We start from the raw sequence: 14,231 nt of genomic DNA on the forward strand, positions 1-14,231 counted from the left end.
CCTACAGCCCGAAGAGGTAGTCGAGCTCGTCGGACCAGGAATCTTCGTCCACCTGCCAGGCGTCGCCGGACTTGACGAGGTCGAGGCTCACGTAGTTCGTGGCCATGGCGGTGGTCTTGTCCATGGCGGCCTGGTAGAGCTCGCCGAGGAGGGCCTTCGCGCCAGCCTCATCGAGGGTCTGCATCTCGCCGGCGTCGATGGCCGCCTGCGCGTCCTCCATGAACGTGGTGGCGAAGGCCATCGAGTCGCGCAGCGTCACGTCGGCGTAGGCGGTGCCCGTGCCGTCGCCGTTGTCGTACGCGCCATCAAGCTGGTAATCGAAATCGGTCAGCATCCACTCGACGAACACGGCAGGGTCGATGCCGAGGTCGGTCAGGCTGTAGCCCGTCGCGTCCGACAGCTGCTCGTCGGCGTCGTCGGCGATCTGCTGCATGATGGCGGCGTCCTTGTTCTTCAACAGGTCGAGCTTGTCGGACATCGCCGCTTCCATCTGCTGGTCGCCCTCGGTGATGGCGGACAGGTCGGACGTGGAAGAAGAGCGGTATTCGACGTCGTCGTAGGCGGCCACGAACGCGAGCATGCCCAGGCCGAGCACCACGTACAGGAAGAACGCCAACACGGACAGCACGATGCCGACGATGCCGCACACCTTGCCACCGGTCGCCTTGCTGTCCTTCCCCGTCGCCTTGACGGCCTGCACGGCAAGCACGATGGCGACGATGCCCAACACGATGCCCAGCAGGATCGTCGCCGAGAACAGGATGGCCAGGATGCCGCACACGAGCGCGGCGACGGCCTTGCCGTTGGACTGCGGGGCAACCGGCTGGTAGTAGGGAGGCTGCTGGCCGTACGCCTGGCCGTACGCCTGGCCGGGCTGCTGCGGCTGGCCGTAGGGAGCGGGCCCGGGAACGGGCGCCGTCGGCTGCGCGTAGGGGCTCGCCGGCTGCGCGGGTTGAGCCGGCTGCGCCGGCGTCGGGGTCGCAGGCGGAACGGGCTGCTGAGGCGGCTGCGGCTGGGTCTGGTCGTCCATGATGGTTCCTTCTCTCGCGCTTTGTTTCCGACAGTATAACGTAAGCGAAGCCGTCGGGTTTCCGACGGCTTCGCGAAGTTGAAGCTTTCGTTCAGGCGGAGGCTATCCTAGTAGTGCGCCAGGTCCTCGTCCTTCACGCGGCCGCGGAACGTGCGGTAGATGATGACGTGGTAGATCAGCACGAGCGGCAGGCCGACGCACGTGATGATGGTCATCCACATGAGCGTCAGCTCGGACGACGCGGCGCTCATGGCCGTGATGGACGCGCCCACGCTGTCGGCCGAGGCCACCACGAAGTTCGGGAACATCGACGCCGCCAGCAGCAGCACGAGCAGCGCCGCCGCGCCGGACTGGGCGATGAACGCGCCCAGGTCGCAATCCTTCTTCTTCGCGAAGAAGATCGACACGACGATGGCGGCCACGAACAGGATGGCCAGCACCCAGCGCACAGCGCCGAGCATCGGGTCCATCGCCGGCTGGAGGCCGATGAGGGCATAGGCCGACACCGCCACGAACAGCACGAGCGAGACGATCTGCAGCGGGAAGCGCAGCTTGGCGACGCGCGCCTGCAGGTCGCCGGGCTTCGGCGCCTTGAGCGCCAGCCACGAGGCTCCCTGCGTCAGGAACATCGACAGGCCCAGCAGGCCGCACAGCAGCGTGAAGGGCGTGATGAGGCCCAGCAGCGGGATGCCCGTGTAGTCGCCGTTGGCGCTCATGGGGATGCCCGCGTAGATGTTGCCCACGGCGACGCCCAGCAGCAGAGCCGGCAGCAGCGAGCCGATGAAGAAGCAGACGTCCCACACCTTCGCCCACTTGAGGTCGTGGCCGCGGTACTCCACGGACACGGCGCGCACGATCAGGCCGAACAGCACCAGCATAACGGCCAGGTAGAACCCGGAGAACGTAGTGGCGTACGCCGCCGGGAACGCCGCGAACAGCGCGCCGCCTGCGGTGAGCAGCCACACTTCGTTGCCGTCCCACACGGGCCCGATGCTCGTGCGCACGACGGCCTTTTCCTTATCGCCCTTCGCCACGAAGGGGTACAGCACGCCCGCGCCCAGGTCGAACCCGTCGAGGACGAAGTAACCGGCGATCAACACGAAGATCAGGAGGAACCAAAGCCCCTGGAAGAACGTGATTTCCATGATTACTCACCTTCCTTCGCGACGACGCCTTCGGTCTCGACAACGGGGCCTTCCTTGATGAAGCGGCCCATCGTGCGAGCCCACGCCACCATGAGGAACGCGTACACCACGAGGAACAGCACCATCGTGATCATGAGCTCGGGGGCGGACACCGACTGCGAAACGCCCTCGCTCGTGAGCAGGCTCACGCCGTCGGGGCCGGTCGCGGACGGGTACACCACCCACGGCTGGCGGCCGACCTCGGCCGTGAACCAGCCCGCCTGGATGGCGATGAGCGGGAACACCGGCGAGATGAGCACGAGGCGCTGCAGCCACTTCATGTTCTGGATCTTGCCGCCGCGCAGCGTGAACACGAGCGTGAGGATGATCGTGAGCATGATGAGGCCGTACATCGCAACCATGAGGTGGTACGTCTGGAACACGAAGTTCACGGGCGCGGTCTCGGGGTCGATGGCGCCGTATTCGGCGGAGGCGGCCAGCTCGTTGAGGCCCTCGTACTCGGTATCCCACGTGCCGGTGGCGAGGAAGCTCGTGCCACCCGGGATGGAGAACGGGCTGATGACCTGCTGGTTCTCTTCGTCAACCCAGCCGAATGCGTACAGCGGGGGCACTTCGGAGTCGTACATGCCCTCCATCATCGCCAGCTTCGTGGGCTGCTCCTCGGCCACGACCACGGCGGACGAGTGCGCGGTCACCAGCATGACGCAGCTGACCACGATGCCCACCACGGCACCCAGCTTCATCGTCTTCATGGCAAAGTCGGTGTGGCGCTTCTTGATGAGGTACCACGCGGACACGGCCATGGCAACGAACGCGCCCATGATGAGCACGGCGACGATGGTGTGCGAGTAGCGCGGCCACACCGAGGGGTTCATCGCCGCGGTGAGGAAGTCGGTGATGACGGCCTTCGATCCGTCGGCGGACAGCTCCGCGCCGGCCGGCGTCTGCATCCACGAGTTCGCGATGAGGATCCACAGGGCCGATAGGGCCGAGCCGAACCACACGAGCCAGGACGACACCATGTAGAACTTCGGCGAGACGCGCTTGCGGCCGAACAGCAGCACGCCCAGGAACGTCGACTCGAGGAAGAACGCGAGCAGCGCCTCGGCGGCCAGCGGCGCACCGAAGATGTCGCCGACGAACCTCGAGTAGTCCGCCCAGTTCGTTCCGAAGGAGAACTCCATCGTGATGCCCGTGGCCAAACCTATCACGAACGTCGCGGTGAAGATCTTCACCCAGAATTTGGTTGCTGCCGCGTCCTTGGGATCGCGGGAGCGGTAGTACCGTGTTTCGTTGATGGCAAGGATAAGTCCCAAACCGATGGTCAACGGCACAAAAATGAAGTGATATGCCGCTGTGCAAGCGAACTGCAAGCGCGCTAGCATCACGGGATCGGAGAAGATATCCATCGCACACCCCCTTACTCTCGTCTGTACCGACAGATGCCTATATTGGTCATTGTATCACCATTTGTTGAAAAAATGTTATTAGATGAATAACATTTTTTGACATACCGGGAACAAGGAGTTTACAGGAAGGTGCGGGGTGCGGGGGTGCGGGGTCCTTCCCTTTTGGCGCGACGGAGGCTTTCGGGGCCGTGCATCGCGCGACGCGCCGATCGCGGGTCGCGCGCAGTGCCAGTCGGCGCGCCAGGGACAAAGGGAGAGAGTCGATCACCGCGTCGCAACGACGGAGCCACCCCCCCCCCGGCACTCCGCAGCCGCATTGCGACCGGGAGCGTTGCCAACAGCCAGGGGCACCAACCAAGCCCGCAGGATGTTTCACGTGAAACATTTGTTTCTATTCCCCGTTTGGCGCATATCTCCCCGGCACGCGGCAGCGCGCAAGCCGGTGCCGAGCCGATCGCCTGTTCGGTTTTTGGGCGCAAAACGGCACCCATACCAATGTTGCCCGAGACGAACTCGGGTCGCAGCAGCTCGGAGGATCTCGCGACCTGGGCATATGCCGTGCGTCTTTCCGAAAACCTGGCGCGCCCGGCCCGAAACGCCGTTCGGAATTGGCATGGGTGCCGTTTTGCGCCCACATCGCTTGCGGCCGCCCCCGGACGGGCCCGGATGTTTCACGTGAAACATTCGTTCGTTGCGTGGGGGGGGGCAGCCCGCGCGCCCCGCCGGAGCGGGGCGCGGCGAGCGCTACGAGATGTGGCCCAAGAAGTCTTTCGTTCGGTCGGACTTCGGGTGGTCGAACACGTCTTCGGGCGTGCCTTGCTCCACGATGAAGCCGCCGTCCATGAAGATGACGCGGTCGGCCACGTCGCGGGCGAAGCCCATCTCATGGGTGACCACGATCATGGTCATGCCGCCCTTTGCCAGGCCCTTCATGACGCCCAGCACGTCGCGCACGAGCTCGGGGTCGAGCGCGCTCGTGGCCTCGTCGAACAGCATCACGTGCGGGTCCATGGCTAGCGCGCGGGCGATGGCCACGCGCTGCTGCTGGCCGCCCGACAGCTCGGAGGGCTTGTAGTCCACGCGGTCGGCCAGACCCACGCGGGTCAGCTGCTCGACGGCGATCTTCTCGGCCTCGTCGTGGGCGCGGCGCAGCACCTTCTGCTGCGCCAGCATGACGTTCTTCTTCGCCGTGAGGTGCGGGAACAGGTTGAAGTTCTGGAACACCATGCCCACTTTGGCGCGCACCTTGTTGATGTCGGTCTTCTTCGCGGTGATCTCGGTGTCCTCGAAGAAGATGCGCCCTTCGGTGGGCGTCTCCAGCAGGTTCACGCAGCGCAGCAGCGTCGACTTGCCCGAGCCCGACGGCCCCAGGATGACCACCACTTCGCCGCGTTGCACCTCAAGGTCGATGCCGCGCAGCACCACGTTGTCGCCGAACGCCTTGCGCAGCCCCTCGATGCGGACCACCGGCTCGCCGGTCAGATGCTTGGTTTCTTCGCTCGTTTCGCTCATATCCGCACCTCCTTAATGGCTGATATGGTTGGAGCCGGCCAGCGTCTCGGACATGCGCAGGCTCTTGGACACGGCGGCGTCGGAGTCGGGCAGCACGGCCTCTTCCGACGTGATGGCGATGTTCTTCTTGCGACGCCTGCCACCGGCCATGCGAGCCTCAAGCACGTTAATGAGCTTCGTCATGGGAATGGTGACGATGAGGTAGAAGCCGGCAGCCACGATGTACGGCGTCACATTGCCCGTGGCGGCCGTGATGGTTTTCGCGTACATCATGATTTCCATGACGCCCACGGCGGCGAGCAGCGACGTGTCCTTGTACATGAGGATGAACTCGCTCGTCATCGTGGGGATGACGCGGCGCACGGTCTGCGGGATGATGACGTAGAACATCGTCTGCGCGCCGTTCATGCCCAGCGAACGCGCGGCCTCGAACTGACCGCCGTTGATGGACTGGATGCCCGCGCGGAAAATCTCGGCCAGGTACGCGCTCGAATTCATCACGAGCACGATGGCGCCCAGCACGAACAGGTCCATCTTGATGCCGAGCAAGGGCAGGCCGAAGAACGCGATGTAAATCTGCAAGAACAGCGGCGTGCCGCGTACGATGTTGATGTACGTGGCGCCGATGGCGCGCGGGATGCGACTCTTCGCCATGCGCAAGAACGACCACAGCAGGCCGATGGGAATGGCCAGCGGGAAACTGACGATGACGAGCGCGATGGCGATGAGCCATCCGCTGAACACGACGGGAACCGACGTGACGATGATGGTGGGGTCGAAGAACAGGTGCAGGAACTTGTTGGAGTTCCACGCTTTCACCCAATCCTGCGTGCCCAGCCAGGTGGAGAACTGCTCCACCGGCGACGTGCTGACCACGTCGAACGTCTTGTCGGTGGCGGGCATGTCGCTCGTCTGCCCGTCGGAGGTGGTGTAGTTTCCGGCCAGGCCGAACGTGCCGCCTTCGCCGGGAAGCAGCGTGCGGTTGCACTCCACCATGATGAGCGAACCGGCCGGCGTGGGCTCGGGGAACGCGACGGCGATCGACGAGCCGTTCTCCACCTGCACCGTGGAGGCCGTATCGAGGCGATCGAGGCCGTCCATGACGGTGACCTTGACGTTTTCCTCGTCAACCGTGGAGCCTTCGGGCAGGTTGATGGTCAAGCCCGACAGCGATTCCTCGGAGTCGGTTTGACCCTGCCACGTCACACGAGTGGGCGTTGCGCCCAGAACCTTCTCGAGCGCGTCGTCGTTCGGCTGGGCGGTCCACCGCTCAACTTCCATCGCCTGGGCGCTCAACGGAAACGCGAACAACACGGCAAGTGCCGCAGCGACCAACAGCGCTGCGGCACTTGCGTGCATCCGCGTGCATCGAATAATACTCATGATGTCACGCAGACTGTATTATTCGAGCCACTTGGCGACAAGCTCGTCGTACTTGCCGTTGTCGCGAACAGCCTGCAGCGCCTTGTTGAGGGCCTTCGTGAGCTCCGGGTTCTCCTTGCTCACGGCAATGGCGTACTGCTCGCCCGTGGGGATTTCCTTGATGACCTGGCAGTCGGTGTAGGACTTCACGTAGTAGTTCGCCACCGGAAGGTCGACGGACACCGCATCAATCTGACCGGAGTCGAGCGCGGCGAACACCGCCGTCATCTCGTCGTAGCCGGTGACCTCGGCGTCCTTGATGTTCTCAGCGGCCCACTCGTAACCAGTGGTGCCGGTTTGAGCGCCGATCTTCTTGCCTTCGAGCTGCGAGACGTCGGTGATGCCCGAATCGCTGCGCACCGTGATGCTCTGGTTCACATTGCAGTACGTGTCGGTGAAATCAACCTGCTGCAGACGCTTGTCCGTGATGGTGAACGAGGACACGCCCACATCGGTTTTGCCGCCGGTCTGGACGAGCGGCACGATGGTGTCGAACTTCGTGGACGGCAGGTAGTTGATCTCGAGGTCGAGCTCCTCGGCCAAAAGACCCATGAGGTCGACTGCGAAGCCCTCGGGCTTGTCGCCGTTGAGGTTCTCGAACGGCGGGAAGTCGAGCGACGCGGCCACCGTCAGCTTGCCATCGTTGATAAGCGTGTAGCCCGTGTCGGTTCCGCTCGCGCTGGTGGCGCTTCCCTGGTCTCCGCCGGACGAGCAGCCGAACAGCGTGAGCGATGCCGCCAACACGCCTGCGGCGATGAGAGCGCCCCATTTCTTGATATTCATGATCCTCCCCTTTCACTGCATCCGCTTTTCTCAAACAGGTATAAGTATGATGCAGGTGCACTACTATACGACCCCGCGCGCCCTTTATCAAAGGGCGACGCGCCAAGAGAGGGGTTAGTTGGGCGTGATGGCCCCCGAGCGGTCGTTTCGGCGGGCCGTGCGGTTTAGCGCTCTAAAGCGATAAAGTGTTACGACCAGAACGAGCACACGACGTACAGCACCGCGAGAAAGCACAGGTTGAACGCGGTGAAGCGCGCAACGAAGCCGCCCGCCGTCTGGCGCGCCAGCTCGGGGCGGCGGCCGAACGCGGCCCGCACGGCGCGGTACTGGTTGAACGTGATGAGGCTGGCGAGCGAGGCCACGAGCGTGCCCGCGCCGCCGATGTTCACGCCCACGAGCAGCGCCTCGTAGCTGTCGGTGAAGTGCGACAGCAGCACTGCGGCGGGCACGTTGCTGATGATCTGGCTGGCGCCCGCGCTGGCCAGCAGCGCGTTGTGCGCCATGGCCCGCGACAGCACCTCCTCCACCGCGGGCATGCGCGCCATGTTGCCCGCGAACACGAAGAAGCACGCGAACGTGAGCAGCAGCCCGAAGTCCACCGATCGCAGGGCGCGGCGGTCGAGCACGAGCAGCCCCGCGACGACGGCGACGAGCGCTACCGGATACGGCACGAGACGAAACACCGAGGCGATGACCAGCGCGAGCAACGCCCCGCACGCGAGGGCGCGGCGGCGGTCGACGGGCGCGGAACGATCCTGCCCCAGCTCGCGCCCCGATTCTTGCGCGGGCCGCGCCTCGGGCACGCGGGGCGCGGACTTCGCGAACGCGGCGCAGCACACGCCGATGAGCAGCACCGACACGGCGAAGGGCAGCGCCATGACCGCGAGAAAGTCCGCGAGCGGAATGGAGAAGCGCTCGAACAGGTAGAGGTTCTGCGGGTTGCCGAACGGCACGATCATGCCGCCGAGGTTCGCCGCCAGGCTCTGCATGATGAAGGCGAAGGGCAGCGCGCGCTCCCACCCCGCCTTGAGCAGCGTGGCCGCGCACAGGGGCAGCATCATGACGAGCGCCATGTCGTTCGTGGCGATCATCGACAGCACGAGCGTGATGCCCACGATGGCCGCGATCGCCGCGCGGCAGGTGGAGAAGCGCGCCACCAGGGCGCGGGCCGTGGCCTCGAACACACCCGCGTTGCGCAGCGCGCCCACGAGGGCGAGGATGCCGAACAGGCAGGCCAGCGTTTTCAGGTCGAAGTAGCCCAGGTAGGCCGCATCGGGCGGCACGGCCAGCATGGTGGCCGCCGCCACCGCGGCCGACACGAGCAGCACCGCATGGGTCCGCGCGAAGCGCGCGCAGGCGGAAACCGCGTCCCTGCGCGCCAAAACGCCCCTTGCTTGAGGGGCGTTGATCGTTCGAGGCCGTGTGGGATCGTGCGTCATGGCATCAGCGTATCGCGTCGACCTCCGCAACGCAACCGGGCGCGCTCTTGGCGAGCTCCTGGAACGCGCGGTAGGCGGCGCCGTACACGCCGCACTCGTTGCCCAACGACGACGCGACGATGGGCGTGTCGCGGCACACGGACAGCGCGCACGCGCGGTAACGGGAGCGCACGGCGTCGAGGTACAGGTCGGCGCGCTCGGACAGGCCGCCGCCCAACACGAACACGTCGGGATCGACGAGGCACGCCATCTGCGCGAGGCCGAAGCCGAGCGCGTCCGAGAACCGCTCGAGCGCGTCGCGGGCGGCCGGGTCGCGCTGCACTGCGGCGTCGAGCACCGCGCGGGCGTCGGGGAACGCGGCCAGGGCCTCGTCGGCGGCCGCCTCGCCGCGCTCCGCGACGAACGCCGCACGCGCATGATGCACGAGGCCCGATGCCGACGCGTACTGCTCGAGGCAGCCCGCCTTGCCGCACGAGCAGCGCGCTTCCTCGTCCGGGTTCACGCACAGATGGCCGAACTCGCCCGCCGCGCCGTGCACGCCCGAGAACAGGCGCCCGCGCGCGATGATGCCCGCGCCCACGCCGGTGCCCAGCGTGACGAAGGCGACGTTCTCGTCCTGGCGGTCGTGCGAGGTGCCGCGCCAGCGATCGCCCAGCACGGCGGCGTCGGCGTCGTTCAGCACCGCCACGCGCGCTTTCGGGAACACGTCCAGCAGGAAGGCCTTGTACGACCGCAGGTCGAGGTCGAGATGCGGGCACAGCTTCAACGACTCCTCGGAGGCCACCGCGCCCGGCACGGCCAGGCCCACGCCGATGACGGCGCGCCCGCCGATGCCCGCTTGCTGCAGCAGGGGCACGATCTCGCGCGACAGCTGGGCGTGGGAGCCGTCGGCCAGCACGCGCTGCGAGTCGAACACGCGCGAGACGACGTGCTCGCCCGCGGCGGTGAACGCGCCCACCTTCGTGTGCGTGCCGCCCACGTCGATGCCGAGGACGTAGCGACTGGCGAGGTCGGGAACGGGCGCGTCGGGGGTCGCGGGAGCGCCCGTTGCGGAGGCGTCGGGGGTTGCGGCGGGCTCGGACACGGGCTCGCCGGCCCCGGCGACGGCGGGCGCGGCGCGCCGGGCGAACCAGCGGGCCGGGTCGAGGCGGCTGCCGACGACGAGCCGCGACGCCCCCATGACCAGGACGAACACAGCCGCCGTGTCGATGAGTTTGTCCACCAGCAGCGCGCCGAACACCGCGAGCACGCCGGGGACGCCCCAGCCTGCCAGCACGTCGCCGTACAGCTGCTCCGTCGCCGTGGTCAGCTGGCCGCCGGCCAGCGAGAACGACAGCGCCGTGGAAATGAGCGACTCCCCTACCACGAGGAACAGCGCGGCCCAGCCGAGCGAGCGCAGCGTGATGCGCGTGCCGCGCGCGAACACGATGCCGTACACGAGCGCGGTGATGGCGCTGAGGCCGTAGTACAGCAGGTTGCCCGCGTTGCCGAACTGCACGGCCAGGATGAGGTTGTTCGCGAACCCCACGATGAGCGCCGCCGCCGGCTCCAGCAGGATGGCGGCCAGCGCGGTGCCCGTGGTGTCGAGCCACACCGGCGTGCCGAGCGCCTGCGCGGCGAAGTACAGCGCCTCGTTGAGCAGCACGCACGCGAGCATGGTGACGCCGTACGCCACCACCTTCGGATGCGCCTTCGCGTACGCGCGCACGCTGCCGTACGAGAAGGGCGTGCGTCCCTTGAACGGCTTGCGCTCGCTGGTGCGAAAGTAGGCTTCGCCGTCCTCGTCGCGCTGGCGAATCTGCTCGAGGAAGCCGCCGGTGATGATGCCGGCGGGCAGCGCGATGATGGCGATGCCGAACAGCGACGAGGCCATGGATATGAACTTCCCCAGATCGGTGACCGGGTACACGTCGCCGTAGCCCACCGTGGTGAGCGCCGTGGTGGCCCAGTACAGCGCATCGAAGAAGTTGTCGAACGTGTCGGGCTCGTTCACGAACATGACGAGGCCGCTGACGAAGATGTACATGAGCGCGACGGCCAGCACCGACAGCAGCGTGTTGCGCTGGGCACGGAACACGTTCGCCACGATGGTGAGGTTCTTCGAGTAGCGGAACATCTTCGTGACGCGCAGCACGCGCAGGAACTTGAACGTCTCGGGCAGCACGCCGAGCGACGGCAGGATGGCCAGCAGGTCGATGATGGCGAACGGCGTGAAGGGGTAGCGTGCGAACGCGCGCCAGCCCTTCTTCCCCGTCTTGATGTCGTGCGTCATCCACCGCAGGATGTAATCGAGGAACAGGATGTACACCGTCACGACGTCGATCATGTTCATGGCGGCGGCCACGTCGGGGGTCATGTCCTGCGGGCGGAACATGAGCGGCACGATGCTCAGGAACGCCACCGCCACGATGAAGATATCGTAGCCGTGGCTCACTTTGTCGCCCGGTCGGGCGTGCTGCACGATTTGGAAGATTCGCTCTCTCATAGTGAGCGCTAGTGTATCGCGTCGCACCGAGCAGCCGAGGATGGAGGCCGGGTTCAACCGTCGGTTGAAGATCGGGAGGGCGGGAGCGCAAGGCTACCGCACCCCCACGCTTTCCACCGCCCCGAAGCGTCCGTGATAGTCCGACCCTCCCGTGCACACGAGGCCGTGCTCCTCCGCCAACGCCGCGCAGCGCTCGCGGTCGGCGGGCCCGTGGTCGGGATGGAAGCGCTCGACGCCGCCGAGGCCGCATGCCACGAGGTGGGGCAGCAGGTCGTAGCTGTCGAGCTGCCCGGGATGCGCGAGCACGGCCAGGCCGCCGTCTTCCACGATGGCTTGCACGGCGTCGCGCGCGTCCACGTAGTCGATGTCGCGGTCGCAGATGCCGCCGTTCTTGAACAAGCTGCGGTACAGCGTGCGATAGCCCTCGCTCGTGAACGGCTCGTCGGTCAGCGCGGCCATGAGGTGCTGCTTGTACAGGCACGTCGACGCGCGGCCCAGTTCCAACGCGCGCTCCACGTCCACCGCGTAGCCCGCTTCCACCAGCCGATCGAGCTGCCAGTGCGTGTTCGCGTTGCGCCGCTCCAGCACCGGTCCGCACAGGGCCGCCAGCGCGGGCGCGCCCTCCTCGATCCCCAGGCCCAGCACGTGCACCTTGCGTCCGCGTTCGAAGTCGTAGGCGCTCACCTCGATGCCGCCCACCACCTGCACGCCCATCCGCTCGCCCAGCTCGCGCGCCTCGGCCAACCCGGCGGTGGTGTCGTGGTTCGTGAACGCCAGGCGCTCGATGCCCCGCTCGCGCGCCTGGGCGAGCACCTGCTCGAACGTGTCCGAACCGTCGGACATCGTCGAATGCACGTGGAAGTCGGTTTTGCCGAGCGCCCCGGGCGCGCCGTCGGCAAGCCCCGACGCCAGCGCCACTGCCCCGCCCGATGTTTCACGTGAACCGTCCGTTCGCCGCATATCCCTCACGCCATCATTCCTTCCTGCATGTTGAACTCATGATCGCACAAGCCTTCCATGAATTCGAGGTCGTGGAAGATGCCGAGCATCGTGGTGCCCTCGGCTTTCAGCTGCTCGATGAGGGCGCGCACCTTGAGCTTCGACGCGTTGTCGAGCGAGGCGGTGGGCTCGTCGAGCAGCAGCAGGCGCGGGCGCTTGATCATGGCGGCGGCGATGTTGAGGCGCAGCTTCTCGCCGCCCGAGAACGTGCGGGGATACAGCTCCCACAGGTTCTCGTCGAGGTCGAAGTGACGCAGCATGCGCTCGGTCTCCTGCTCGGCGCGGGGGCGCTCGTCCGCGCCGTACGCCTCGAGCGCGCTTTTCAGCACGATATCGTAGGCCGTTTGCCGCGGCAGCGCGTTGAGGAACTGCGAGACGTACCCCAGCTCGTAGGCGCGCAGGTACAGCATCTGGCGCTGCGTGGCCTGCGCCAGGTCGAGCATGCCGAAGCGCTGCGAGTCGTACAGGATGCGGCCGCGCTCGGGCAGGTTCGTGCGCCAGATGCAGCGCAGGATGGTGGACTTGCCGCTGCCGCTGCGGCCCGTGATGCCCACGAACTGGCCCGGTTCGATGGCGAAGTCGATGTCCTGGCACCCCTGCACGCGGCGGTTCACGCGGTGGAGCAGGAACGTCTTCGACAGACCGTCGATTTCGAGGAGCGCCATGCTACACCGCCTCGACCAGGGGGCGGGACAGCTGCTCGAGCGAGACGAGCTGCTCGGTGTCGCGCCCGTACCCGCACGGCTGGTCGGGATAGTGCGAGCGGAACACCGAGCGCCCGCCCACGAACGCGCGGGTGACCACGGGCATCGTGCGCGCCGCGCCGTCGCAGGACGAACCGCAAGAGCCGCACGAGATCTCGCGCACGAGCAGCACGTCGGCGCGCTTGCCCACCGCGATGGAGCCCACCTCGTCGGCGATGCCCGCGGCCTTCGCCGGGTTGATGGTGACGAGTGCGAACGCCTTGGCGATGTCGAGCCCGCACTGGTCGCGCAGGGTGAACACCGCGTCCAGCAGCGCCGCCGGGTAGTAGTCGCTGCACAGCACGTCGATGGCACCGGCCTGCACGGCCTCGCGCGCGCTCAGGTTGCCGGAGTGGCTGTGGCCCAGCATGACGTTCGGCGCGCCCGCGATGGTGTGCATGCCGCGCGCCCGCGCCGCCCGCGCGATGTCGAGCGAGATGGGGAACTCGGAGATGGTGGCTTCGAGGCCGTCCATGAACGCCAGCTTGTCCTCGCTGTCGTCGTCGTGCGAGGCGATGGACACGCCGCGCTCGCGGGCCACGCTGGCCAGCGCGGTGATCTGCGCGTACGTGAGCTTCTCGCTCTCCTGCTGCTGGCGCACGATGGCGCGCACCTCCTCGTCGCTGACGTCGCGGTAGCCCTTGAGCGTGTCGCCGAACACGAGCAGGTCGCGGTACTGGCCCTGCCCCGGCGTGTGGTCCATGAACGACACGAGGTCCACCTTGCCCGAACGCAGGAAACCCTCGATGTCGTCGTACAGGTCGACCGAGTCCAGCTCGACGCGCATGTGCAGGCGATGGCGGATGAGGTGGTCGCGCTCCTCGCCTTCGCGCAGGCCCGCCACGCGATCGATGAGGGCGCTCACGTTGCCGAAGTTGCGGATGGGCTTGTGGTCGAAGACGTGCGCGCCGTACACCGACAGCGAGTGGAAGATGGTGGTCACGCCGTGCGACACGAGCTCGCGGTCGGCCTTGTACAGCGACGTGGACAGGTCCATGACCACGCTCGGACGCGGCGAGGCCACGTTCTCCACGTAGTCCGAGTGGATGTCGATGAGGCCGGGCACCACGTACGCGCCGCGCGCGTCCACCACGGGCAGCACGCCCATCGTGGCGTCGGGCTGCGCGTCGAAGTCGGACGAGCCCACCGGCTCGATGGAGGCGATGCGCCCGTCGATGACCACGACGTCGCAATCGGGAAGCGCGCGGTCGGCGCACACCACCGTACCGCCGCGAATGATGCAAGAATTGGTGTCCATGAAGAG

At 66.7% G+C, this 14,231-nt stretch carries 11 protein-coding genes; all 11 read right to left on the reverse strand.

Annotation, left to right across the window (positions count from 1 at the left end; genetic code table 11):
* Position 1: 1 nt before the first annotated feature.
* Positions 2 to 1,030 (reverse strand): DUF4190 domain-containing protein, encoded by a 1,029-nt coding sequence (locus H8S61_RS06955; protein ID WP_186938458.1) that lies wholly within the window; start codon positions 1,028 to 1,030, stop codon positions 2 to 4.
* 107 nt (positions 1,031 to 1,137) lie between these two features.
* The gene (gene cydB / locus H8S61_RS06960) at positions 1,138 to 2,175 is read right to left on the reverse strand and encodes a cytochrome d ubiquinol oxidase subunit II (RefSeq protein WP_160942087.1); all 1,038 of its coding nucleotides are present in this window, start codon (positions 2,173 to 2,175) and stop codon (positions 1,138 to 1,140) included.
* A gap of 2 nt (positions 2,176 to 2,177) precedes the next feature.
* On the reverse strand, positions 2,178 to 3,584 hold the full coding sequence (locus H8S61_RS06965; RefSeq protein WP_160942088.1) for a cytochrome ubiquinol oxidase subunit I: 1,407 nt from the start codon (positions 3,582 to 3,584) through the stop codon (positions 2,178 to 2,180).
* Positions 3,585 to 4,328: 744 nt separating this feature from the next.
* On the reverse strand, positions 4,329 to 5,096 hold the full coding sequence (locus tag H8S61_RS06970; RefSeq protein ID WP_160942089.1) for an amino acid ABC transporter ATP-binding protein: 768 nt from the start codon (positions 5,094 to 5,096) through the stop codon (positions 4,329 to 4,331).
* A 12-nt stretch (positions 5,097 to 5,108) separates the two neighbouring features.
* Positions 5,109 to 6,377: an amino acid ABC transporter permease gene (locus H8S61_RS06975; RefSeq protein WP_255466500.1), complete on the reverse strand. Its 1,269-nt coding sequence runs from the start codon at positions 6,375 to 6,377 to the stop codon at positions 5,109 to 5,111.
* 120 nt (positions 6,378 to 6,497) lie between these two features.
* Positions 6,498 to 7,301 carry a transporter substrate-binding domain-containing protein gene (locus tag H8S61_RS06980; RefSeq protein WP_186938460.1) on the reverse strand — a complete coding sequence of 268 codons (804 nt, stop codon included), beginning with the start codon at positions 7,299 to 7,301 and terminating at the stop codon, positions 6,498 to 6,500.
* A 188-nt stretch (positions 7,302 to 7,489) separates the two neighbouring features.
* The gene (locus H8S61_RS06985) at positions 7,490 to 8,683 is read right to left on the reverse strand and encodes an SLC13 family permease (protein ID WP_255466501.1); all 1,194 of its coding nucleotides are present in this window, start codon (positions 8,681 to 8,683) and stop codon (positions 7,490 to 7,492) included.
* A 61-nt stretch (positions 8,684 to 8,744) separates the two neighbouring features.
* Entirely contained in the window at positions 8,745 to 11,225 is a 2,481-nt protein-coding gene (locus tag H8S61_RS17625; protein ID WP_186938462.1) for an ROK family protein, read from the reverse strand.
* A 93-nt stretch (positions 11,226 to 11,318) separates the two neighbouring features.
* A complete protein-coding gene (locus tag H8S61_RS06995; RefSeq protein ID WP_186938544.1) occupies positions 11,319 to 12,185 on the reverse strand; it encodes a PHP domain-containing protein in 867 nt (288 codons plus the stop codon).
* Positions 12,186 to 12,190: 5 nt separating this feature from the next.
* Positions 12,191 to 12,889: a phosphonate C-P lyase system protein PhnL gene (locus H8S61_RS07000; RefSeq protein ID WP_101721317.1), complete on the reverse strand. Its 699-nt coding sequence runs from the start codon at positions 12,887 to 12,889 to the stop codon at positions 12,191 to 12,193.
* 1 nt (position 12,890) lies between these two features.
* A complete protein-coding gene (locus H8S61_RS07005) occupies positions 12,891 to 14,225 on the reverse strand; it encodes an alpha-D-ribose 1-methylphosphonate 5-triphosphate diphosphatase (RefSeq protein WP_154333354.1) in 1,335 nt (444 codons plus the stop codon).
* Positions 14,226 to 14,231 lie beyond the last annotated feature (6 nt).

It is taken from the genome of Eggerthella hominis (genome assembly GCF_014287365.1).
Taxonomy (GTDB): domain Bacteria; phylum Actinomycetota; class Coriobacteriia; order Coriobacteriales; family Eggerthellaceae; genus Eggerthella; species Eggerthella guodeyinii.

Coding starts and splice junctions, on each gene's coding strand:
- H8S61_RS06965 (WP_160942088.1), bottom strand. CDS start 3,584: ATGGATATCTTCTCCGATCCCGTGATGCTAGCGCGCTTGCAGTTCGCT.
- H8S61_RS17625 (WP_186938462.1), bottom strand. CDS start 11,225: ATGAGAGAGCGAATCTTCCAAATCGTGCAGCACGCCCGACCGGGCGAC.
- H8S61_RS06975 (WP_255466500.1), bottom strand. CDS start 6,377: ATGGAAGTTGAGCGGTGGACCGCCCAGCCGAACGACGACGCGCTCGAG.
- H8S61_RS07005 (WP_154333354.1), bottom strand. CDS start 14,225: ATGGACACCAATTCTTGCATCATTCGCGGCGGTACGGTGGTGTGCGCC.
- H8S61_RS07000 (WP_101721317.1), bottom strand. CDS start 12,889: ATGGCGCTCCTCGAAATCGACGGTCTGTCGAAGACGTTCCTGCTCCAC.
- H8S61_RS06980 (WP_186938460.1), bottom strand. CDS start 7,301: ATGAATATCAAGAAATGGGGCGCTCTCATCGCCGCAGGCGTGTTGGCG.
- H8S61_RS06970 (WP_160942089.1), bottom strand. CDS start 5,096: ATGAGCGAAACGAGCGAAGAAACCAAGCATCTGACCGGCGAGCCGGTG.
- H8S61_RS06995 (WP_186938544.1), bottom strand. CDS start 12,185: ATGCGGCGAACGGACGGTTCACGTGAAACATCGGGCGGGGCAGTGGCG.
- H8S61_RS06955 (WP_186938458.1), bottom strand. CDS start 1,030: ATGGACGACCAGACCCAGCCGCAGCCGCCTCAGCAGCCCGTTCCGCCT.
- cydB (WP_160942087.1), bottom strand. CDS start 2,175: ATGGAAATCACGTTCTTCCAGGGGCTTTGGTTCCTCCTGATCTTCGTG.